19 protein-coding genes and 2 pseudogenes are annotated in these 18,752 nt (G+C 57.8%); 11 read left to right on the top strand and 10 right to left on the bottom strand.

The features are described 5' to 3' along the window. Window positions 1-39: 39 nt before the first annotated feature. Complete coding sequence (locus tag ACEN8R_RS09050) at window positions 40-1,518, bottom strand: RimK family ATP-grasp domain-containing protein (protein ID WP_018926056.1); 1,479 nt, start codon at window positions 1,516-1,518, stop codon at window positions 40-42. Window positions 1,519-1,718: 200 nt separating this feature from the next. Between ACEN8R_RS09050 and rimI the strand changes: the two are divergent. Continuing rightward, window positions 1,719-2,165: pseudogene (gene rimI / locus ACEN8R_RS09045) on the top strand (ribosomal protein S18-alanine N-acetyltransferase); the annotation flags it as partial. 55 nt (window positions 2,166-2,220) lie between these two features. Here the strand turns inward: rimI and ACEN8R_RS09040 are convergent. Next, window positions 2,221-3,369, bottom strand: coding sequence for a PQQ-dependent sugar dehydrogenase (locus ACEN8R_RS09040; protein ID WP_018926058.1), 1,149 nt, complete (start codon window positions 3,367-3,369; stop codon window positions 2,221-2,223). A gap of 51 nt (window positions 3,370-3,420) precedes the next feature. Continuing rightward, entirely contained in the window at window positions 3,421-3,783 is a 363-nt protein-coding gene (locus ACEN8R_RS09035) for a hypothetical protein (RefSeq protein WP_026286411.1), read from the bottom strand. Between the two features lie 213 nt (window positions 3,784-3,996). Here ACEN8R_RS09035 and ku point away from each other — a divergent pair, with 213 nt between their 5' ends. After that, window positions 3,997-4,857, top strand: a complete 861-nt coding sequence (gene ku, locus ACEN8R_RS09030; RefSeq protein ID WP_018926060.1) for a non-homologous end joining protein Ku — start codon at window positions 3,997-3,999, stop codon at window positions 4,855-4,857. An 80-nt stretch (window positions 4,858-4,937) separates the two neighbouring features. On the opposite strand, the gene lpxO is transcribed toward ku, so the two are convergent. After that, the gene (gene lpxO / locus ACEN8R_RS09025) at window positions 4,938-5,837 is read right to left on the bottom strand and encodes a lipid A hydroxylase LpxO (protein ID WP_026286412.1); all 900 of its coding nucleotides are present in this window, start codon (window positions 5,835-5,837) and stop codon (window positions 4,938-4,940) included. Between the two features lie 234 nt (window positions 5,838-6,071). Here lpxO and ACEN8R_RS09020 point away from each other — a divergent pair, with 234 nt between their 5' ends. Both ACEN8R_RS09020 and ACEN8R_RS09015 read left to right on the top strand, forming a co-directional pair. Next, window positions 6,072-6,749 (top strand): SOS response-associated peptidase family protein, encoded by a 678-nt coding sequence (locus tag ACEN8R_RS09020; RefSeq protein WP_018926062.1) that lies wholly within the window; start codon window positions 6,072-6,074, stop codon window positions 6,747-6,749. Window positions 6,750-6,931: 182 nt separating this feature from the next. Continuing rightward, window positions 6,932-7,144 carry a hypothetical protein gene (locus ACEN8R_RS09015; RefSeq protein WP_081626507.1) on the top strand — a complete coding sequence of 71 codons (213 nt, stop codon included), beginning with the start codon at window positions 6,932-6,934 and terminating at the stop codon, window positions 7,142-7,144. Here the strand turns inward: ACEN8R_RS09015 and ACEN8R_RS09010 are convergent. Continuing rightward, complete coding sequence (locus tag ACEN8R_RS09010) at window positions 7,114-7,455, bottom strand: hypothetical protein (protein ID WP_018926064.1); 342 nt, start codon at window positions 7,453-7,455, stop codon at window positions 7,114-7,116. The two genes, ACEN8R_RS09015 and ACEN8R_RS09010, sit on opposite strands and share 31 nt — an antisense overlap. Before the next feature lie 154 nt (window positions 7,456-7,609). Here ACEN8R_RS09010 and dapF point away from each other — a divergent pair, with 154 nt between their 5' ends. Further along, window positions 7,610-8,428, top strand: coding sequence for a diaminopimelate epimerase (gene dapF, locus ACEN8R_RS09005; protein ID WP_018926065.1), 819 nt, complete (start codon window positions 7,610-7,612; stop codon window positions 8,426-8,428). A gap of 39 nt (window positions 8,429-8,467) precedes the next feature. Here the strand turns inward: dapF and ACEN8R_RS09000 are convergent, their stop codons facing one another. Continuing rightward, the gene (locus tag ACEN8R_RS09000) at window positions 8,468-8,749 is read right to left on the bottom strand and encodes an excalibur calcium-binding domain-containing protein (RefSeq protein ID WP_081626508.1); all 282 of its coding nucleotides are present in this window, start codon (window positions 8,747-8,749) and stop codon (window positions 8,468-8,470) included. 348 nt (window positions 8,750-9,097) lie between these two features. Here ACEN8R_RS09000 and ACEN8R_RS08995 point away from each other — a divergent pair. The 3 genes and pseudogenes from ACEN8R_RS08995 to ACEN8R_RS08985 form a co-directional block, all read left to right on the top strand. Continuing rightward, window positions 9,098-9,369 (top strand): annotated as a pseudogene (locus tag ACEN8R_RS08995) (hypothetical protein); the annotation flags it as partial. Beyond that, a complete protein-coding gene (locus tag ACEN8R_RS08990; protein WP_026286413.1) occupies window positions 9,353-10,942 on the top strand; it encodes an ABC-F family ATPase in 1,590 nt (529 codons plus the stop codon). The pseudogene ACEN8R_RS08995 and the gene ACEN8R_RS08990, both read left to right, overlap by 17 nt. A 169-nt stretch (window positions 10,943-11,111) precedes the next feature. Further along, window positions 11,112-12,299, top strand: a complete 1,188-nt coding sequence (locus ACEN8R_RS08985) for an MFS transporter (protein WP_495624763.1) — start codon at window positions 11,112-11,114, stop codon at window positions 12,297-12,299. Between the two features lie 27 nt (window positions 12,300-12,326). On the opposite strand, the gene ACEN8R_RS08980 is transcribed toward ACEN8R_RS08985, so the two are convergent. Together ACEN8R_RS08980 and ACEN8R_RS08975 are read right to left on the bottom strand one after the other, a co-directional pair. After that, window positions 12,327-13,364: an alpha/beta hydrolase family protein gene (locus ACEN8R_RS08980; protein WP_018926067.1), complete on the bottom strand. Its 1,038-nt coding sequence runs from the start codon at window positions 13,362-13,364 to the stop codon at window positions 12,327-12,329. 169 nt (window positions 13,365-13,533) lie between these two features. Next, window positions 13,534-14,145, bottom strand: a complete 612-nt coding sequence (locus ACEN8R_RS08975) for an FMN-dependent NADH-azoreductase (RefSeq protein WP_064618091.1) — start codon at window positions 14,143-14,145, stop codon at window positions 13,534-13,536. A gap of 130 nt (window positions 14,146-14,275) precedes the next feature. On the opposite strand from ACEN8R_RS08975, the gene ACEN8R_RS08970 reads away from it, so the two are divergent. Together ACEN8R_RS08970 and ACEN8R_RS08965 are read left to right on the top strand one after the other, a co-directional pair. Then, a complete protein-coding gene (locus tag ACEN8R_RS08970; protein WP_018926069.1) occupies window positions 14,276-15,184 on the top strand; it encodes a LysR substrate-binding domain-containing protein in 909 nt (302 codons plus the stop codon). Continuing rightward, window positions 15,181-15,540, top strand: coding sequence for an MmcQ/YjbR family DNA-binding protein (locus ACEN8R_RS08965; RefSeq protein ID WP_026286414.1), 360 nt, complete (start codon window positions 15,181-15,183; stop codon window positions 15,538-15,540). Before ACEN8R_RS08970 ends, ACEN8R_RS08965 begins: the two co-directional genes overlap by 4 nt. A 6-nt stretch (window positions 15,541-15,546) precedes the next feature. On the opposite strand, the gene ACEN8R_RS08960 is transcribed toward ACEN8R_RS08965, so the two are convergent. Together ACEN8R_RS08960 and ACEN8R_RS08955 are read right to left on the bottom strand one after the other, a co-directional pair. Then, a complete protein-coding gene (locus tag ACEN8R_RS08960) occupies window positions 15,547-15,975 on the bottom strand; it encodes a DUF1294 domain-containing protein (protein WP_495624762.1) in 429 nt (142 codons plus the stop codon). After that, on the bottom strand, window positions 15,972-16,802 hold the full coding sequence (locus ACEN8R_RS08955; RefSeq protein WP_495624761.1) for an undecaprenyl-diphosphate phosphatase: 831 nt from the start codon (window positions 16,800-16,802) through the stop codon (window positions 15,972-15,974). Before ACEN8R_RS08955 ends, ACEN8R_RS08960 begins: the two co-directional genes overlap by 4 nt. A 294-nt stretch (window positions 16,803-17,096) precedes the next feature. Between ACEN8R_RS08955 and ACEN8R_RS08950 the strand changes: the two genes are divergently transcribed. Beyond that, window positions 17,097-18,731 (top strand): methyl-accepting chemotaxis protein, encoded by a 1,635-nt coding sequence (locus ACEN8R_RS08950; protein WP_495624760.1) that lies wholly within the window; start codon window positions 17,097-17,099, stop codon window positions 18,729-18,731. Window positions 18,732-18,752 lie beyond the last annotated feature (21 nt).

The raw sequence follows: 18,752 nt of genomic DNA, 5'->3' as shown, positions 1-18,752 counted from the left end.
AATGGCCAAATTTCAACAAGCTCTGTAGGTTGAGGCCACTCACCAAGCCTGACCACGACGTTTGAGCTCCAGCCGCCGGACGAACTCTTCCAGCACCAACGTGTACAGATCGTCCTGCAGGTACGCGTCTTCGATGCCGGCGTCGATGTTTGGGTTGTCGTTGACTTCGATCACCACCACTTTGTCGTCGGACTGTTTGAGGTCGACGCCATAGAGTCCGTCGCCAATGAGATTCGCGGTTTTCACCGCCAGTTCAACCACCGCTCGCGGCGCTTCGTGAACCGCCAGGGTGCGGCATTCGCCGTTGATGTCCTGGCCTTTGGCCTTATGGTTGTAGATCTGCCAGTGGCCCTTGGACATAAAGTACTGGCAGGCAAAAATTGGTTTGCGGTTGAGCACACCAATGCGCCAGTCGTACTCGGTGTAGAAGAATTCCTGAGCCAGCAGCAACACCGAGTGTTCGAACAGTTCGGCGGTGGCCTTGAGCAAGGCTTGCTGGCTTTCGACCTTGATGACGCCCCTTGAGAAACAGCCGTCGGGGATTTTCAACACCAAAGGAAACCCCAGACGCTCGCCTACCCGCTCAAAGTCTTCCGGTCGCTCCTTGTAGAGGATTTCAGTGGCCGGCATGCCCAGTTGATGGCTCTTGAGCAAGTCAGTCAGGTAAACCTTGTTGGTACAGCGCAGGATCGACGCCGGATCGTCCATCACCACCAGGCCTTCACTCTCGGCTTTTTTCGCGAAACGATAGGTGTGGTTGTCGACGCTTGTCGTCTCGCGTATCAGCAGCCCGTCGTATTCGGCGATTCGGGCGTAGTCCTTACGTTCGATCAGCTCAACGTCGATGCCCAGCATCTTGCCGACCCTGACAAAGTTGTCCAGAGCCTTGGGGTTGGAGGGCGGCAATGCTTCTTGCGGGTCGTGCAGAATGGCCAAGTCATAACGGGCCAAGCGCCGAGAGCGTGGCAGGCGCCAGATCTTGCGACTGAAACTATCCAGCGCGTTAGCAAACTGATCTTCCTGATCTTCACGCAACTTATGCAGGGTGCCAAACTTTACACCTTCGATGTGCCAACCGTTAGTTCGGCGAAATTCAACTAACAATATCGGACAAGGGAAAACCTCGAATAACTGTCGAGCCAATTCCTGTAATGGCTCGATGGAGGTCTGGCCGAAGTACAGGGTCAAGGTGAAACCTTCGGTGTCGCTGTAAACATGATGACTTAAGGCTTTTTCCAGGGTTTTATCCAGATCGTCCAAGGCCAGGCCATACAGGGACTTTCGGGTCAGCTCGCTGATGGTCCGCACCGACGGAATCACCTTGTGCCCCCGCGCTTCGGCCAACAGCGAGCAGTAATAACCGTGCCCGAGGTACTTGTAACTGCGGCACAGGTTGATCACCTGAACCCGTTTGCCCTGCTCGTTGTTACGGGTCTGTTCGAGGTATTCCTGGGCGGTGACGATGTCTTCACTGGGAAAGTATGAGGCCCAGTCTTCCTTGCGTTCGACGATTATCATCAACGGACTGGAAGTTCTGATCGAGGCATTTAAATAGTTTGCAGAAGTTATTGCCGTCGGCAACGTTTGTTCGGATACTTCGCGCCAATGACCTTGTACCGCTGACATAGTGATTGATCCGTTGGAGAACAAGACCTTTCCTATTAAGCACGAACTTTTTCGAAAGTCCCGTTTCGTTACGCAACTTTTACGGCGGTCATATGAATCCTGTTTTTCGCTTGGCGGTCATTGAAGACCTTCCAGCACTGCTCGCACTCGAACAGCAATGCTTCACCACCGACCGGCTCAACCGGCGCAGTTTTCGATGGATGATCAGCCGGGCTCACGGGCAACTGCTGGTGGCCCAACGTGGCGAGCGATTGGTGGGGTATGCGCTGGTGTTGTTTCACCGGGGTACTTCACGGGCACGTCTGTACTCGATTGCGATCGCCGTTGATGCTCGCGGCAGTGGGCTGGGCAAGCAATTGCTCGAACGCGCCGAAGCCTGCGCCCTTGAGCACGATTGCGCCTGCCTGCGACTTGAAGTTCGCATCGACAACCCGATGGCAATCGCTCTGTACGAGCGCAACGGTTATCGGCGATTCGGGCTGATTCATGACTATTACCAGGACCATGCCGACGCGATGCGACTGGAGAAACACGTTCTGTAGCAGCTGCCGAACACAGGCTACGCCAGCAGCTACAAAGGTTGTGCGAGTCTGTTTACTTCAACCCAACCTTGTACAACGCACCATCGTCTTCATCGGTCAGTACATACAGATAACCATCCGGCCCCTGCCGCACATCGCGAATCCGTTTGTTCAGCTCACCCAACAGCCGCTCTTCGTGAACAACCTTGTCGCCGTCGAACTGCAGGCGGATCAGCTCCTGGCCCACCAGCGCGCCGATAAACACGTTGTGCTGCCAGGCCTTGAAGCGATCGCCATCGTAGAACGCCATGCCGCTGAGGCCGGGGGATTTTTCCCAGACATGCTGTGGACCTACGGTGCCTTCGACGATTTTGCCCTTGGCTTCCGGGATCGGCAGGCCGGAATAGTTGATGCCGTGGGTTGCTATCGGCCAGCCATAGTTCTTGCCACGCTCGATGATGTTGACTTCATCACCGCCCCGGGGGCCGTGCTCATTTTCCCAGAGCGTGCCGCTCCAGGGGTTGAGCGCCGCGCCTTGCGGGTTGCGATGGCCGTAGGACCAGATTTCCGGGCGTACGCCTTTTTGCCCGACGAAGGGGTTGTCCTTCGGCACCTTGCCGTCCGGATAGATCCGCACGACCTTGCCTTGCAGCTTGTCGAGGTCCTGCGCCGTGGGTCGATCGTTGTTCTCGCCCAGGGTGATGAACAGATAACCGTCGCGGTCGAACACCAGACGGGAGCCGAAGTGATTGCCAACCGAAAGCTTGGGCTCCTGACGGAAGATCACATTGAAATCCTTGAGGGCCGTCAGGTCTTCCGACAACCTTCCGCGACCGACCGCCGTACCCGCCTTGCCGCCCTCACCGCCGCCTTCGGCATAAGACAGATAGACCATGCGGTCTTGCTTGAAGTCGGGCGACAACACCACATCGAGCAACCCACCCTGCCCGTTGGCCCAGACCTGAGGCACACCGCTGAGCGGACTCGAAAGTTTGCCATCGGTACTGACCACCCGCAGGTTGCCCGGCCGTTCGGTCACCAGCATTCCTTGGCGACCGGGCAGGAACGCCAGCGCCCAGGGATGCTCCAGACCTTTAACGATCGGCGTGACCTCAAGGATGCCCTCCTCACTTTTCAGTTCCTGGACAGGCGCCGCAAACACGGGCGCACTGATGATCAGTACGCCGGCAAATAGTGTAGTCAGGAGGGTCTTACGCAACATGCACGATTCCTTTTGTGGTCAAAATGGCTGGCAAGACCTCTGTCCTGCCGTTCAACGGTTGCTGGTGTCTGCGTCCCGATAAGGTGGATTGGGTATGAATGTCGGTGGGCTGGCAGGAGCCTGGCGATCCTGCGGATAACGGTTGCCGATACCGCCGTTCTCCAGGGTCGGTGGTCGCGGCGCAGGCGCCGTACTCGGCCCGCGGATCACCGGGATGCCGGGTCGCGTGCCTTGCATGCTGTTGGGATTGGCCCGGCGGATCGGGTTGTTGTAAGGATTGTTATTGGTGCTGCCCGGCAGGTTCTGGGCCAGCAGCAAGGGCGAGGATGGCGGAGCAGCGGCATCGGCCAGGGCCAGGCTGCTTAGCACGCCACTCAATGCCAGTGCGATGACGCCGAACACACATCGGTTCATGGAAACCTCTCTAAAAGCGCGTGCAACGCTTCATGGATGAATAGAGCCACGCTACGCCCGGGGTTCGGATTTGTTAACTAAAACCTCCTTCAGAAGATGTAACACCAGTTGACTGCACCGTCGATCAGCCCGCAAAAGCGGGTCGCAGCCGACTGAAACTTTCCCCCGGGCAACAGGTCACCTGAACATCAATGGGCTGACGAGAACACGACGATGGCACGGGCAATCTGGAAAGGCGCAATCAGTTTCGGTCTGGTGCACATCCCCGTGGCGCTGGTCTCGGCGACGTCTTCCCACGGGATCGATTTCAACTGGCTCGACAGTCGCAGCATGGAGCCGGTGGGCTATAAACGCGTCAATAAGGTCACTGGCAAGGAGGTCACCCAGGCACACATCGTCAAAGGGGTCGAGTACGAAAAGGGTCGTTACGTGGTGCTCAGCGAAGAGGACATTCGCTCGGCCCATCCACTGTCGACCCAAACCATCGACATTTTTGCCTTTGTCGACAGCAAGCAGATCCCCCTGCAAAACATCGACACACCCTATTACTTGGCGCCGGACAAACGCGGTGGCAAGGTCTATGCGCTGTTACGCGAAACCCTCAGCAAAACCGGCAAGGTCGCCCTCGCCCGTGTGGTGTTGCATACCCGCCAGCACCTGGCGGCCGTCATGCCGCTGGAATCGGCCCTGGTTCTGGTGATGCTGCGCTGGCCGGCCGAAGTGCGCAGCCTGGATCAACTGGAACTTGGTAGTGAAGTGACCAACCCGGACCTGGCCAAGGGCGAGCTGGAGATGGCCAAACGGTTGGTGGAGGACATGAGCGCCGACTGGACGCCCGAGGAGTACCGCGACAGCTTTGAAGACAAGATCATGGCGCTGGTTGAGCAGAAGGCGAATGAAGGCAAGATCGAAATCGTCGAAACCGCTACGGGCGAGGACGAACGCAGGACCGCGGATGTGATCGATCTGACTGAACTGCTCAAGCGCAGCCTCGGTGCCAGGAGTGCCGGTAAAACGGCAGAAAAAGCCAAAGCGAGCACAGATAAAAAAGCCACGAAGCGTTCTCGTGGCTGATCGGTTAGTGGAGTGCCTATACGTTATGCGGTGAAAATCCTGGCCTGCTTGCAATGACTAAATGCGCCGCAAAGCAAAACTCAGATCAGCACAAAAATCGCCAGCAACCCGCCAAAAATCGCCCACTTCTCCAGGTAATAGCGAGCGCGGTTACGCTTTTTGAGTGCTTTGCCGCGCAGGCGAACCGTGTAGATTTTGGCAAACAAACGGTTGATAGCACCGGTCTTGTCACCCGCATCGTTCGGTGCCCCCGCCGCCGCCATCACCGTGCGGCTGAACCAGCGGTTGAACGCCGCCGCCCAGCGATACTTCATCGGCCGTTCGACGTCGCAGAACAGGATGATGCGGTTCTGCTGGGTGCTGTTTTCAGCGTAATGAATGAACGTTTCATCGAACATCACCGCTTCGCCGTCACGCCAATGGTAACTCTCACCGTCGACGTTGATATAGCAACCGGCATCGTTCGGCGTTTCCAGCCCCAGGTGATAACGGTACGAGCCGGCATACGGATCGCGGTGGCGGACCAGTTTGGAACCCGGTGGCAGTTCGGCAAACATCGCTGCCTTGATCGAGCCAATGCTTTGCACCAGTTCAGTAGTACGCGGGCAGAGCTTCGCGGCCGATGGGTGACTGTCGCCATACCACTTGAGATAGAAACGCTTCCAGCCACTTTTGAAAAACGAGTTGAAACCAACGTCGTCGTACTGATTCGAGCGCTTGATCTCCCCGGCCTTGAGCAGGTTCTGGCCTTCGGCGCGAATCTCTTCCCAATGAGCCTGCAAAGGGCTCAAGTCAGGAAAGTCCGCCGGATTGAGATAAGGCCGATTGGGGATTTTCGAGAACATATAAAGGAAGCAATTGATCGGCGCCAGAAACGTCGAGTGGTCGCTTAGTTGGCGGCCTGGTTTGTGGCGCACCTTACCGCGCAAGTGGACATACGCGATGGAGATGACATAGATAGCGGCAATAATGAGTTTCACGGAAATCGTCACACGTCTGAAATGAACAAAGTGCGTCCCGATGGCGCGTTCTTGAGCCATGCCGACAATCGACATGGGGGCGAAAGATGTCATTTTAGCCATACTTTGTAACCAATAGTTAACCTTCAACTGTGAAAATGTGTCTACTCATGCCCGCCAAAATGCCACGCGGCTTTAACGCCCTATTAGTTCAAAGGATCGTCTAAGCTCAGATGTAAGCATGAGGGCTCAGCCATGTGCGGACGACTTTCGCAGTACCGAGGCATTCACGACTTCGTCAAGGCGCTGAGCATGCCCAACGCCTTGGTCAACAATGCCGGCGATCAGCCATTCGAGCTCTACAACGCCGCACCGACGACTCAGCTCGCCCTCTTCCACCAGGAAGGCGACGTGCTGCACGCCGACAGGGTTCGCTGGGGCTGGCGGCCGCATTGGTCCGAAGAACACCCTATGCCGATCAATGCCAGGGTCGAGAAAGTCAGTCACGGCCCATTCTTCAAAGCCATATGGCCGCACCGGGCGATCGTTGCCATCGATAACTGGTTTGAATGGGTTTACGAGGGCGGCCCGAAGAAGCAGCCCTACCTCATCCGCCGCAAGGATCGCGCACCGATCCTGTGCGCGGCGATCGGTCAATACCCAAGGTACGAACATCAGCCGGACGAACATGACGGCTTCGTGATCATCACCGCCGACAGCAAGGGCGGCATGGTGGATGTTCATGATCGGCAGCCGGTGACGCTGAATGCCGAAATGGCCCGGGAATGGCTGGACCCGGCCACGCCGAAAGAGCGAGCCGAGCAGATAGTACTGTCGCAGGGCGAGCCGGCCGAGACATTCGAGTGGTTCAAGGTTGATCAAGCCGTGGGCAATGTGCACAACGATGGCCCTGGACTGATCGAACCTATCTGAACATCGCGAGACACCATTCGTCGCATGGAAAGCGTGGCGCGGAATACGCGTCAATGTCTGGCTTAGGGTTTGCACATGCCGGCGATAGCGGCCCCAGAGCGACGTAATTCTGACGCGGCGGCATTCACATTAACGTTTAAGGACTCCAGCGATACGCTTGGTCAGTCACCGGGAGATGTAACGTGTCAACTCTCAACGAAATCGCTGCGAACCACGCGAGAATGGCTAAGGCAAAGGAAGAAGAGTCGACCGGGCTGAGTGAGCGCCCCCCTCAAATAGTGGGCAGTTTCGAAATCACATGCATTGATGAGCAACAGCACATTCCACTGCACCTGATCACTGGCGTACAGGACAACCACCATCATTACAACGGGCAGATAGCAACAACGTCATAACCACTGTCTGGAGAAGTGATCTGCACAGTCCAGCCTTGCGTAAAAGTCATCTCGTGATACTCGACGATGGCGCTGATTTCCGGGCAAAGCTTTTTGGCGTCCTCTGGAGAACGGTCTACCGAGATATTGACCGTACGATCCTCGGCCGAGAATTCGGAGGCCTGGGTCAAGGCATCATTGCCATCGAGGATTTTGCAGAGCAATGAGGCGTTTTCGGCGGACTCATCCGTAGCGCTGGAGTAAGCGTATTGAGCCGTCACAATCGTCAGGAAACAGAACATACCTGCTGCGAATTTGTTTCTCACTTCCATGTTCCTTGGGTGGGGGATGGAATACTAATTCAAGAGTCGATCGATCGTTATCGGTTTTGAGGGCCGGTGTTTTTCTTTACCTGCTCACGGCTTGCAAAGGTTATGTGATTGGGGCTAGATCGTTCTCAAACGCCAGTTCGCCCAGGATCTATTTATGCCGCTGAGTTTTCATAAAATGCACGCCAATGGCGATGACTTCGTCATTGTGGACTCGCGAAACTCGGCCAATCCAGTGACAAGTAGTTTGGCTCGGCGAATGGGTGATCGGAACCGAGGCGTCGGATTCAATCAACTCGCAGCAGTGCTTGATTGCGATGATGCCGATGCCCGCTTGATGTTTTGGAATGCAGATGGCTCCACGCTGGATGCTTGTGGCAGCGCAACGCGGGGTGCCGCGGACATGCTGATGCGCGAATCCAATATGACTTCGATAGCGCTGCGAACCAACCGTGGCCTACTCACTTGCGAACGAACTTCAGCCGGCGCAATTTCGGTCAACATGGGCGAGCCGCTTTTCGGCTGGTCGGATATTCCCCTGGCTCAGGAACTGGACACTGCTGTTTTGCCACTGGCTGGTGGCCCGGCAGCTTGCAGCATGGGCAATCCTCACTGCACCTATTTTGTGGATGATCTGACAGCCATTGATATAGCGACCATCGGACCGACCATTGAAACCGACCCACTGTTTCCTCTCAGGACGAACGTGCATTTCGTCCAGATCATTAACCGACAACACATACGGTTGCGCATTTGGGAGCGCTGGGGTGGTATTCCGCTTGGTTCAGGCTCTTGCTCTTGTGGCGCCGCTGTCAGCGGAATTCGTCGTGGTTTATTAGACCATTCCGTTGAGGTTGAATGTGATGGCGGCACCGTAACGGTTCAATGGGATGGCGTGGGCCCGGTCTTTCTCATCGGGCCGGTAGAGACTATTTTTTCGGGAACAATCACGGACAACTTATTACAAGTTTTGTAGCCGTCAGGCCCGTTTATTCCCCTTGTCCCGCGGCAAAAGTCATTGGCACCACTGCGACTCACAGGGCACGCCATCGTTGTCGCCATCCATTTTCATTCCCGGACAATTTTGCAGAAATTTTTTGGCCTCTGCACACGAGGTCATCTGCGAGCAATATTGGCGTCCGTCACATTTGAATGGCGCAGAAACAGGTTTCGGCGCAGTCGCGACTGTAGGGGTTACTTTCGGGGGCGGTAGCTTGGCTTCAACCCAAGGTTGTAACTCGGGGGAAAGCTTCCAGGCCAACAAACCAATGATTAACACGACCAAAATCAGTTTCATTTGATTCATCCGTGACTAGAGGCCGTTTATATTCTAGTCGCTTAGAACGAATCATCTGGCAAGAGCAACCAAAGCCTCGATGCCCTGGAGAGAGACTGCCGCCTCATGCGGCGTGGAGAGATAAATCCGAATAGGTGCCCACCCTGACCAAGTGCTGGCCATTCAGCAATCCTTCTGAAAGACACCTGGCCGGGCAAGCGCTGCCGACTTTACCCAGAGCAGCGCCCAGTGTCCCTAACACAACGCTGAACAAAAATAACATTGGCGTGTAATCAAGGATTTGCGCAGCGTTTCGCCACCCACCAGGACGAACCATCCCCTCGGGCAGACCCAAGCAGCGGGGCCAACCTGAAGAAGCTCGCGACACGTTATCGCGCGCCGTACAACTGCCGTCACACTTATGCGACAATATGCAGAATGTCTGGCATGAATCCCGCCTTTATTGCCCAACAGCTTGGACAAGCGTCCAGATGCTGCTCTCGACTTATGCGCGCCGGTTGAAGTCTAGCGGTGACTGGGGAGAGATGGAGAAACTCCAAAACGCCCCAGGTATGGCCCAAGCGCCAAAATGCGCAGCTCGCAACCCATTGATAGGTAAAGTAATTGATCTCCACAGCTAACATCACGATGCAGTTCGGCGCCAAGCCGCTATTCGAAAACGTTTCGGTCAAATTCGGCGCGGGCAACCGCTACGGCCTGATCGGCGCCAACGGTTGCGGCAAGTCGACTTTCATGAAAATCCTCGGTGGCGATCTCGAGCCGTCCGGTGGCCAGGTCATGCTTGAGCCGAACGTGCGTCTGGGTAAATTGCGTCAAGACCAGTTCGCCTACGAAGAATTCACCGTGATCGATACCGTGATCATGGGTCACGAAGAGCTGTGGAAGGTCAAGGCCGAGCGCGATCGCATCTACTCGCTGCCGGAAATGACCGAAGAAGACGGCATGGCCGTGGCCGAGCTGGAAACCGAATTCGCCGAAATGGATGGCTACACCGCCGAGTCCCGTGCCGGCGAGCTGTTGCTGGGCCTGGGTATCGGCATCGAGCAGCACTTCGGCCCGATGAGCGAAGTGTCGCCGGGCTGGAAACTGCGCGTGTTGCTGGCGCAGGCGCTGTTCTCCGATCCTGAAGTGCTGTTGCTCGACGAACCGACCAACCACCTGGACATCAACACCATCCGCTGGCTGGAAAACGTGCTGACCCAGCGCTCCAGCCTGATGATCATCATCTCCCACGACCGTCACTTCCTGAACAGCGTGTGCACCCACATGGCTGACCTGGATTACGGCGAGCTGCGCCTGTTCCCAGGCAACTACGACGAGTACATGACCGTGGCGACCCAGTCCCGCGAGCAACTGCTGTCGGACAACGCCAAGAAGAAAGCGCAGATCTCGGAACTGCAATCGTTTGTCAGTCGCTTCTCGGCCAACGCCTCGAAAGCCAAGCAGGCAACTTCCCGCGCCAAGCAGATCGACAAGATCCAGCTGGCCGAAGTCAAACCTTCGAGCCGTGTCAGCCCGTTCATTCGTTTCGAGCAGACCAAAAAGTTGCACCGTCAGGCGGTCATCGTCGAGCGCATGGCCAAAGGCTTCGACGGCAAGACCCTGTTCAAGGACTTCAGCTTCACCGTTGAAGCCGGCGAGCGAGTGGCGATCATCGGCCCGAACGGTATCGGTAAAACCACCCTGCTGCGCACCCTGGTCAACGAACTGACCCCGGACGCCGGCACCGTGAAATGGACCGACGCCGCCGAGCTGGGCTACTACGCCCAGGACCACGCGCACGACTTCGAAGACGACTGCAACCTGTTCGACTGGATGGGCCAATGGACCCAGGGCGGCGAGCAACTGGTTCGCGGCACCCTCGGGCGTATGCTGTTCTCCAACGACGAGATCCTCAAGTCGGTCAAGGTCATCTCCGGTGGTGAGCAAGGTCGCATGCTGTTCGGCAAGCTGATCCTGCAAAAGCCGAACGTGCTGGTAATGGACGAACCGACCAACCACTTGGACATGGAATCCATCGAGGCGCTGAACCTGGCGCTGGAGAACTACCCGGGCACGCTGATTTTCGTCAGCCACGACCGTGAGTTCGTATCGTCCCTGGCCACCCGCATCATCGAGTTGAGCGCCGATGGCGTGATCGACTTCAGCGGCACCTATGACGACTACCTGCGTAGTCAGGGCGTGTTGATGTAAGGCGGCTACTGGCTGCAAATGGAAAGCCCCGTCCTGGTGACGGGGCTTTTTGCATTTCAGGTTGATCCACTTACAGCCGATCTGTCATCCACATCGTTAGCCTGCTTTCTTTTATTTCACGCCCGCGCCATGATGCAGTTCTCCTACCGCCTACCGCGATCGAGCTCTCATGTCTGTGCAGCAACTGCCCCCGCAAAGCTCCATGGCGATCACCCTGCAGATCGTTTCCATCGTTTTCTATACCTTTATTGCCTTCCTCTGCATCGGCCTGCCGATTGCCGTGTTGCCGGGGTATGTGCATGAACAGTTGGGGTTCAGCGCCATCGTTGCGGGGCTGACCATCGGTTCGCAATACCTGGCCACCCTGCTCAGCCGCCCGATGGCCGGGCGCTTGTCGGACAGCGTCGGCACCAAACGGGCAATTGTTTACGGGTTGTCGGGGATTGTGTTGAGCGGCGTGCTGACGCTGCTGTCGACCCTGCTGCAAAGTTTGCCGCTGTTGAGCCTGATCATCCTGATCGCTGGCCGGTTGTTGCTGGGGATCGCCCAAGGGTTGATCGGAGTCGGCACCATCAGTTGGTGCATGGGCCAGGTCGGTGTCGAGCACACGGCACGTTCGATTTCCTGGAACGGGATTGCCTCATACGGCGCCATTGCCATTGGCGCACCGTTGGGCGTGGTGATGGTCGCTGAATTGGGCTTCGCCAGCCTCGGGATCGTGCTGTCGTTACTGGCCCTGTTGGCACTGCTGTTGATCCGCAACAAACCCTCGGTGCCAGTGATTCGCGGCGAGCGGCTGCCGTTTTGGGCGGTATTCGGGCGCATTGCCCCTTTCGGCGCGAGCCTGAGCCTGGCGTCTATCGGCTACGGCACGCTCACCACTTTTATTACCCTGTATTACGCCAGTCGTAGCTGGACGGGAGCGGCTTACTGCCTGACGGTGTTTGGGGTGTGTTTTATTCTGTCGCGGCTGTTGTTCATTTCCAGCATCAGCCGTTTCGGCGGCTTCACCTCGGCCATTGCCTGCATGAGCATTGAAACCTTGGGGCTGATCCTGTTGTGGCTGGCGCCCTCGACCGTTTACGCCTTGATTGGCGCAGGCCTGACCGGCTTCGGCCTGTCGCTGGTCTATCCGGCGCTGGGCGTGGAAGCGATCAAGCAGGTGCCCAATTCCAGTCGCGGCGCGGGTTTGAGTGCTTATGCGGTGTTTTTCGATCTGGCGCTGGCGATTGCCGGGCCGTTGATGGGCGCGGTGGCGTTGAACCTGGGGTATGCGTGGATTTTCTTCAGTGCGGCGTTGTTGTCCGTGACCGGGCTCGGTTTGACCCTGTTACTGAAACACCGGGCGAAGGTCTAAAGCCTGCTGTAAATCTCTTGTGGGAGTTTATTGATCGGCAGTTTGCATGCCGGCCCGACTCGGTTTGCCCAGGGCATGGGAGAAGAAACGTCCGGCTTCGGAAATCAGGTTGCGGTGAATGTCCTTGCGGTCGACGCCGTCGGCATCGGTGCACAGCGCCGGCATGGCGGCGATCTGTTCTTCGTTGCACGGTGCCAGGAACACAAAATGCCCTGCCCCGGCCAGCAATTTGAAATCCGGTGCAGTTGGCAGTTTGCGCGCCAGCGCTGCGGCGTTTTTGTCGAACGCCACCAGTTTGTCGCCATCGCCGCTGTATAGCAGCACCGGCACATGCACGTCGGCCAGGGTCTGGCGGCCGAATTTCAGACTCAGCGGTGCCATCAACAACAAGGCATGCACTCGTGGGTCTGGCACAGGCTGCAAGTCATCGCGGTCGACGATCAATTCACCTTGTGTGTTGCAGGCATCATGATCGTCCGGGCGCTCATGGCAATAACGGCGCAGACGGTCCAGGTCCGGCGTGGCGCCGGACAGGATCAACGCGGTCTCACCGCCCGCCGAATAGCCGATCACCCCGACCTGATCGGCATTGACGAAGGGCGCCAGCATACGGTCGCCCAAGGTCGCGGTAATGGCTTCGGAAATCTGGATCGGCCGCCCGTAAAGATTGCTCAAGGTGCCGAGGCGGCTGTGGTCTTTGGAGTTGTCGCCGGGATGGATCACCGCCACCACCACAAACCCCTTGCGTGCCAGCGAGGTGGCCAGATCGTGCAGGGCCAGCGGGGTTCCGGTGTTGCCATGGGACAGCATCAACATAGGGAAGCGTCCGATGGCGACTTTGGTGTCTTCACCGGCTTCGACCGTGTAGCCCTCGAGCTTGCTGGAATGTTCCCTCTCACTGGACGGATAAAAGGCGATGGCGCGCATCGGCTGCAAGTCCAGCGGATCGAGGAACGTCATCTCATGGAAACCGACGCTCCAGTGAGGAAACAGCACAGGCGCGGCGTGCACTGAATTCAGGCTGCCGAACAGGCAAATCAGTAATGTTGCACAAAGACGCACCATGGGATGCCCCACCTTATTACCTGACCGCAGATATTAACCCTCGACTGCATAACCTGGGCCAGAAACTGATCGCCGCCAGAAACAAAAAACTCTGTACCTGGCCATCACGATGACCAGAATACAGAGTTTCAGGGGTATTGCCCGAGCTGTTTACGACTTTACGCAAGCCTTACGCGGCGGCGAACAGTTGTTCGCTGATTTGCGCCTGAGCGTCGCTCATGGCTTTGCTGCGTACTTCATCACCGTAGGCCAGGCCATGGGCGCGGACGAACTCGATGTCGGTGATACCGAGGAAGCCGAACATCACCTTCAAGTACTCTTCGTGAGCAGTGCCGGTCGGTTGGCCAGCGTGCAAACCGCCAGCCGTCGAAACGATCACCACTTTCTTGCCGCCGCACAGGCCTTCAGGGCCGGCTTCGGTGTAGCGGAAAGTCTGGCCGGCTACGGCGATGCGGTCGATCCAGGCCTTGAGTTGGGTCGGGATAGTGAAGTTGTACATCGGCGCTGCAATCACGACGGCATCGGCGGCGAGGAATTCGGCCAGGGCCTGCGCACCCAAATCGGCTTCATGCTGTTGCGCGGCGTTGCGCAGCTCAGCGGCGGTGCCAGCGGCGACCAGCGTGGCGGCGGAAAAATGGCTGATGGCATCGGCGGCCAGGTCGCGGTAAGTCACCACAACGCCAGGCTCGGCGGCTTGCCAGGCTTTGACGACTTCACCGCTCAACTGACGGGAAGCCGAGTTGTCACCCAGAATGCTCGAATCGATATGCAGTAATTTCATGTGGGATCTCCAAGGTGAGGATCGCCACCCGGCGATCTGATGGAAACAATCCTACCAACGAAACCAATAGCTGATTAGCTGGCAATAATGCGATAGTTCGTCCCACTGATAGAACAGCTGGATTTAAATCATGCAAGATCTCAACGACCTCTACTACTTCGCCAAGGTGGTCGAGGCCGGCGGCTTCGCGGCGGCCGGGCGTTTGCTCGGGATTCCCAAGTCTCGGTTGTCACGACGCATCGCCGAACTGGAAGAACGCCTGGGCGCGCGCCTGCTGCAACGCACCACCCGCCAACTCAACCTGACCGCCGTGGGCGAGCGCTACTTGCGGCACTGTCAGGCGATGCTGCTGGAGGCCGAGATGGCCGACGAAGCGGTGGCCAGCATGTCCAGCGAACCCCGGGGGCGGCTGCGGGTTTCCTGCCCGGTGGGGTTGGCCCACGACATGTTCCCGTCGGTGATCAGCAAGTTCCTGGAGAAATTCCCGCAGGTTCAGCTGGAGATGCTGCTGCTCAATCGCCGGGTTGACCTGGTGACCGAAGGCGTCGATGTCGCCTTGAGAGTGCGGGAACTGGGAGATGAAGACCCACTGCTGGTCACCCGCCGCTTACGTCAGGCGCAGACTGTCATGGTCGCCAGCCCGGCGTTTCTTCGCGAGCGGCAGATCAAGACCCCGGACGACTTGAAAAACGTACCGATATTGGGCGCACTGGAAGCCGATCGGCTGGTGCATCTGCGGATGCTCGACCAGCAGGGCAAGGCCTGTGAAATGACATTCGAAGCCCGATTGGGCATCGACGATTTTCTCGTGCGCAAGGCGTGTACCCTGTCCGGGCTGGGTTTCACCGTGTTACCGATGATGTATTGCGAGCAGGAACTGGAAAACGGCTCACTGGTGCAGCTGCTACCTGACTGGTCATTGCCGGGCGGTTGGCTGCAAGCGGTCTACCCTCATCGGCGCGGGGTAATGCCGGCAGTACGCGCCTGGATCGACCATTTGATCGAATCATTCAATGCCTGTGGGGACCGACTGTTATGAAGGCAAGACCAATGAGCGAAGAGGATGTCGCGCAATTCTGCCTGGCGCTGCCCGGCGCGCGGGAGGATTACAAGTGGGGGGGCGTGAGGGTGTTTTCGATTGCCGGGAGCAAGATGTTCGCCTTGCAGAACCTGCGGGGCCAGTCCCTGGCCTTCAAGGTCGACAAGGACCTGTTCCTGGGTCATTGCGACCGACCGGGCATTCACCCGGCGCCGTATCTGGCCCGGGCGCAGTGGATCATCATGGACACGCCCTACCCGCTGGGCACCGAAGAGCTGCAAGGCTTGCTGCAACGTTCCCACCAACTGGTGGTGAGCAAGTTGCCCAAGCGCACGCAGATCGGCTTGCTGCTTTAAACAGCTTTAGAACAGCGCGAACAGCTGAGCACCCAAAAACAACTGGTCGATCCAGAACACCTGATGCATCAGCACGATGAGCCAGAACACCAGTTGAAACGAAACCTTGCGGGTTTTGTGCCGAAACACTTGCTGGGCCAGCAAGGCACCCGGCCAACCGCCCGCCAGTTCCACCGCGTGCAAGACGTTCTCCGGCGTGCGCCAGCTGTCGGCGCGGGCCTTGTGCTTGTCGCCCCAGTACAGGAAAAACGCCAGCACGCTGACGATGCCATAGGCGGCCAGGGGAATCACCGACAGCCCGCGCAGCCACAGCGACACCGAGCCAAACAACGGCACTGCGCACAGCAAAACGAACACCAGCAATTTCAACCGCAGGTTTTGAATCGCTCCCCCGGGCTTGCGCCCGGGGTTGTTGCGTGCGGCGGCGTCGCTCATGGCTTGGCCGCGGTCCAGTCGACCCAACCGAACTGCCAGGTCGCCAGGATCACCAGGCCGAACACGATGCGGTACCAGGCGAACGCCGCGTAGCTGTGGCTGGCGATGAACTTGAGCAGGCCCCGGACGGCGATCATTGCAAAGATAAACGCGGTGACAAAGCCGATGGCGAACACCGGGAAATCAGCCGGAACAAACAGGTGGCGGTATTTGTAGCCCGAGTAAACCGCTGCGCCGACCATGGTTGGCATGGCAAGGAAGAACGAGAATTCGGTGGCCGTCTTGCGCGACAACCCGAACAGCAAACCGCCGATGATCGTCGAACCGGAACGCGAGGTCCCCGGGATCATCGCCAGGCACTGGGCGAAACCGACTTTCAGGGCCTCTTTCCAGGTGATGTCATCGACGCTTTCGGCATGCACGACATGCTGCCGGCGTTCAGCCCACAACATGATAATCCCGCCCACGACCAATGCGCTGGCCACAGTGATCGGGTTGAACAGGTACTTGTGGATCAGGTCGGCGAAAATCACCCCCAATACCACGGCCGGCATGAAGGCGATCAACAGGTTCGCGGTAAAGCGTCGAGCGCTGGGCTGCGTCGGCAAACCAATAACCACGTCGAAGATCTTGCGGCGAAACTCCCAGACCACCGCCAGGATCGCCCCGAGCTGAATGATGATATTGAAGGCCATGGCCCGCTCGCCACCGAAATCGAGCAGGTCCGCCACAATGATCTGGTGCCCGGTACTGGAAATGGGCAAGAACTCGGTCAGCCCTTCTACAACGCCTAAAATCAATGCCTGAAAGGCTGTCCAAAGATCCATCATTCCCCCAAGAAGCCATGCCCCCAGGCATGCCCCGTTAATAATTTGTAGAGCGTTATTCGCGATCAGCATGCGCTGAAACCCCGCGCGCACAAGATCCACACAAAACCGTAAAAATTCCGTGAAAAATCGACTTGGACTCAGGTTTTTCCGCGCGGGGCCGAAATCCTATCAGACAAGCCTCATTTACGCTGCCGCGTAATAGGACCTGAGTCGGATAGGCCCGATCGGCAACGTGTGGTTGGATGCTGGCGATCGTTTATGACAATAACAAGAAAACGGAGTAACAGCGTTATGAACAGCTTGCGCAGTGTGTCGATCAGCCGACGCTTGTGGCTTATCTTGATCGTGGCCGTGGTGATGCTGTTGACGTTGGGCGCGTTGATGCTCAAGCAGATCCACGACGACCTCTATCAGGCCAAGGCCCAGAAGACCCAGCATGTGGTGCAGACCGCCAGTGGCATCCTGACCTACTACCACGACCTGGAAACCGCCGGCACCCTCACCCGCGCCGCCGCGCAACAGCAGGCACTGACCGCCGTACGGGGTTTGCGCTACGACCAGAATGACTATTTCTGGATCAACGACCTGACGCCAGTCATGGTCATGCACCCGACCAATCCAAAACTCGAAGGCCAGAACCTCTCGACGATCCGCGACCCGGACGGTTTTGCACTGTTCAACGAAATGGCTGCCATCGCCAAGTCCAAGGGCGCCGGCATGGTCAACTATCGCTGGCCGAAACCGGGCGCCAGTGCGCCGGTGGAAAAAACCTCCTACGTCAAACTGTTCGAGCCCTGGGGTTGGGTGATCGGCTCGGGCGTGTACATCGACGACATGCAGGCCGAGTTTAATGCGCAGGTCTGGAAGGCGTCTTTCGTCGGCCTGGTGATTGCCCTGATCATGGCGCTGCTGGTGATCATGATTGCCCGCAGCATCGTGCGCCCGTTGCAGGAAACCGTGAATGCCATGGCCAATATCGCCAGCGGTGAAAGCGACCTGACCCGCAGTCTCGATACCCACGGCCAGGACGAAGTCACGCAACTGGCCCGACACTTCAACGCCTTTACCGCCAAGCTGCGCCTGGTGATCAATCAGTTGCAAGTGTCCGCCGGCGCGCTGGGCCAGTCTTCCAGCGAACTGGGCAACGACGCCGCACAAGCCCAGCAACGCAGCCAGCAGCAGTCCCAGCAAATGGAACTGGTGGCGACCGCGATCAACGAAGTGACCTACGGCGTGCAGGATGTGGCGAAAAACGCCGAGCACGCGGCCAGTGAAATGCGCGATGCCGAATCTCAGGCACAGCAGGGACAGATCAATATCGATGGCAGCCTGCAGCAGATCGACAAGCTGTCTTCGACCATCGATCAAGCGGTGGAAGTGATTCGTACGCTGGCCGACGAAAGCACGCAAATCGGCAGTGTCCTGGAAGTGATTCGCTCTATCGCCGAGCAAACCAACCTGCTGGCCCTCAACGCTGCCATCGAAGCCGCCCGGGCCGGTGAGCAAGGTCGAGGGTTCGCGGTGGTCGCCGATGAAGTGCGCCTGCTCGCCCAGCGTACCCAGAAGTCGACGGCAGAAATCCAGTCGATGATCGAACGCCTGCAAAGCCATTCCGAAGCGGCGGTCAAGGTGATTGGCGACAGCAGCCGCGCCTCGCAACTGACCATCGAGCAGGCCGGTCTGGCCGGTGCCAGCCTGAATGCCATCGGCCAGGCCTTGCGCAACCTCAACGGCTTGAATGCCTCGATTGCCAGTGCAACCTTGCAGCAGGCGCATGTGGTGGAAGACATCAATCAGAACGTCACCCAGGCCGCCGGGTTATCCCACAGCACGGCATTGGCGGCCGAGCAGTCGAGCGTGGCCAGTGTTCATCTCAAGGAATTGAGCGAACAGTTGAACGGGTTGCTCAAGCAGTTTCGCGTCTGATCACTTGTAGCAGCTGGCGCA

The organism is Pseudomonas sp. Pseusp15 (assembly GCF_059492165.1).
Note: the sequence above shows the minus strand (reverse complement) of the source record. Positions and strands in the feature narration are given on the sequence as shown.

What these genes read in the sequence shown, in the direction of transcription:
- ACEN8R_RS08970 (WP_018926069.1), top strand. Translation starts at nt 14,276, where the DNA reads ATGCAAGATCTCAACGACCTCTACTACTTCGCCAAGGTGGTCGAGGCC.
- ACEN8R_RS09050 (WP_018926056.1), bottom strand. Translation starts at nt 1,518, where the DNA reads ATGATAATCGTCGAACGCAAGGAAGACTGGGCCTCATACTTTCCCAGT.
- ACEN8R_RS08975 (WP_064618091.1), bottom strand. Translation starts at nt 14,145, where the DNA reads ATGAAATTACTGCATATCGATTCGAGCATTCTGGGTGACAACTCGGCT.
- ACEN8R_RS08965 (WP_026286414.1), top strand. Translation starts at nt 15,181, where the DNA reads ATGAAGGCAAGACCAATGAGCGAAGAGGATGTCGCGCAATTCTGCCTG.
- ACEN8R_RS09035 (WP_026286411.1), bottom strand. Translation starts at nt 3,783, where the DNA reads ATGAACCGATGTGTGTTCGGCGTCATCGCACTGGCATTGAGTGGCGTG.
- dapF (WP_018926065.1), top strand. Translation starts at nt 7,610, where the DNA reads ATGCCGCTGAGTTTTCATAAAATGCACGCCAATGGCGATGACTTCGTC.
- ACEN8R_RS09020 (WP_018926062.1), top strand. Translation starts at nt 6,072, where the DNA reads ATGTGCGGACGACTTTCGCAGTACCGAGGCATTCACGACTTCGTCAAG.
- ACEN8R_RS08955 (WP_495624761.1), bottom strand. Translation starts at nt 16,802, where the DNA reads ATGGATCTTTGGACAGCCTTTCAGGCATTGATTTTAGGCGTTGTAGAA.
- ACEN8R_RS09000 (WP_081626508.1), bottom strand. Translation starts at nt 8,749, where the DNA reads ATGAAACTGATTTTGGTCGTGTTAATCATTGGTTTGTTGGCCTGGAAG.
- ACEN8R_RS08980 (WP_018926067.1), bottom strand. Translation starts at nt 13,364, where the DNA reads ATGGTGCGTCTTTGTGCAACATTACTGATTTGCCTGTTCGGCAGCCTG.
- ku (WP_018926060.1), top strand. Translation starts at nt 3,997, where the DNA reads ATGGCACGGGCAATCTGGAAAGGCGCAATCAGTTTCGGTCTGGTGCAC.
- ACEN8R_RS08985 (WP_495624763.1), top strand. Translation starts at nt 11,112, where the DNA reads ATGTCTGTGCAGCAACTGCCCCCGCAAAGCTCCATGGCGATCACCCTG.
- ACEN8R_RS08960 (WP_495624762.1), bottom strand. Translation starts at nt 15,975, where the DNA reads ATGAGCGACGCCGCCGCACGCAACAACCCCGGGCGCAAGCCCGGGGGA.
- ACEN8R_RS08950 (WP_495624760.1), top strand. Translation starts at nt 17,097, where the DNA reads ATGAACAGCTTGCGCAGTGTGTCGATCAGCCGACGCTTGTGGCTTATC.
- ACEN8R_RS09040 (WP_018926058.1), bottom strand. Translation starts at nt 3,369, where the DNA reads ATGTTGCGTAAGACCCTCCTGACTACACTATTTGCCGGCGTACTGATC.
- ACEN8R_RS09010 (WP_018926064.1), bottom strand. Translation starts at nt 7,455, where the DNA reads ATGGAAGTGAGAAACAAATTCGCAGCAGGTATGTTCTGTTTCCTGACG.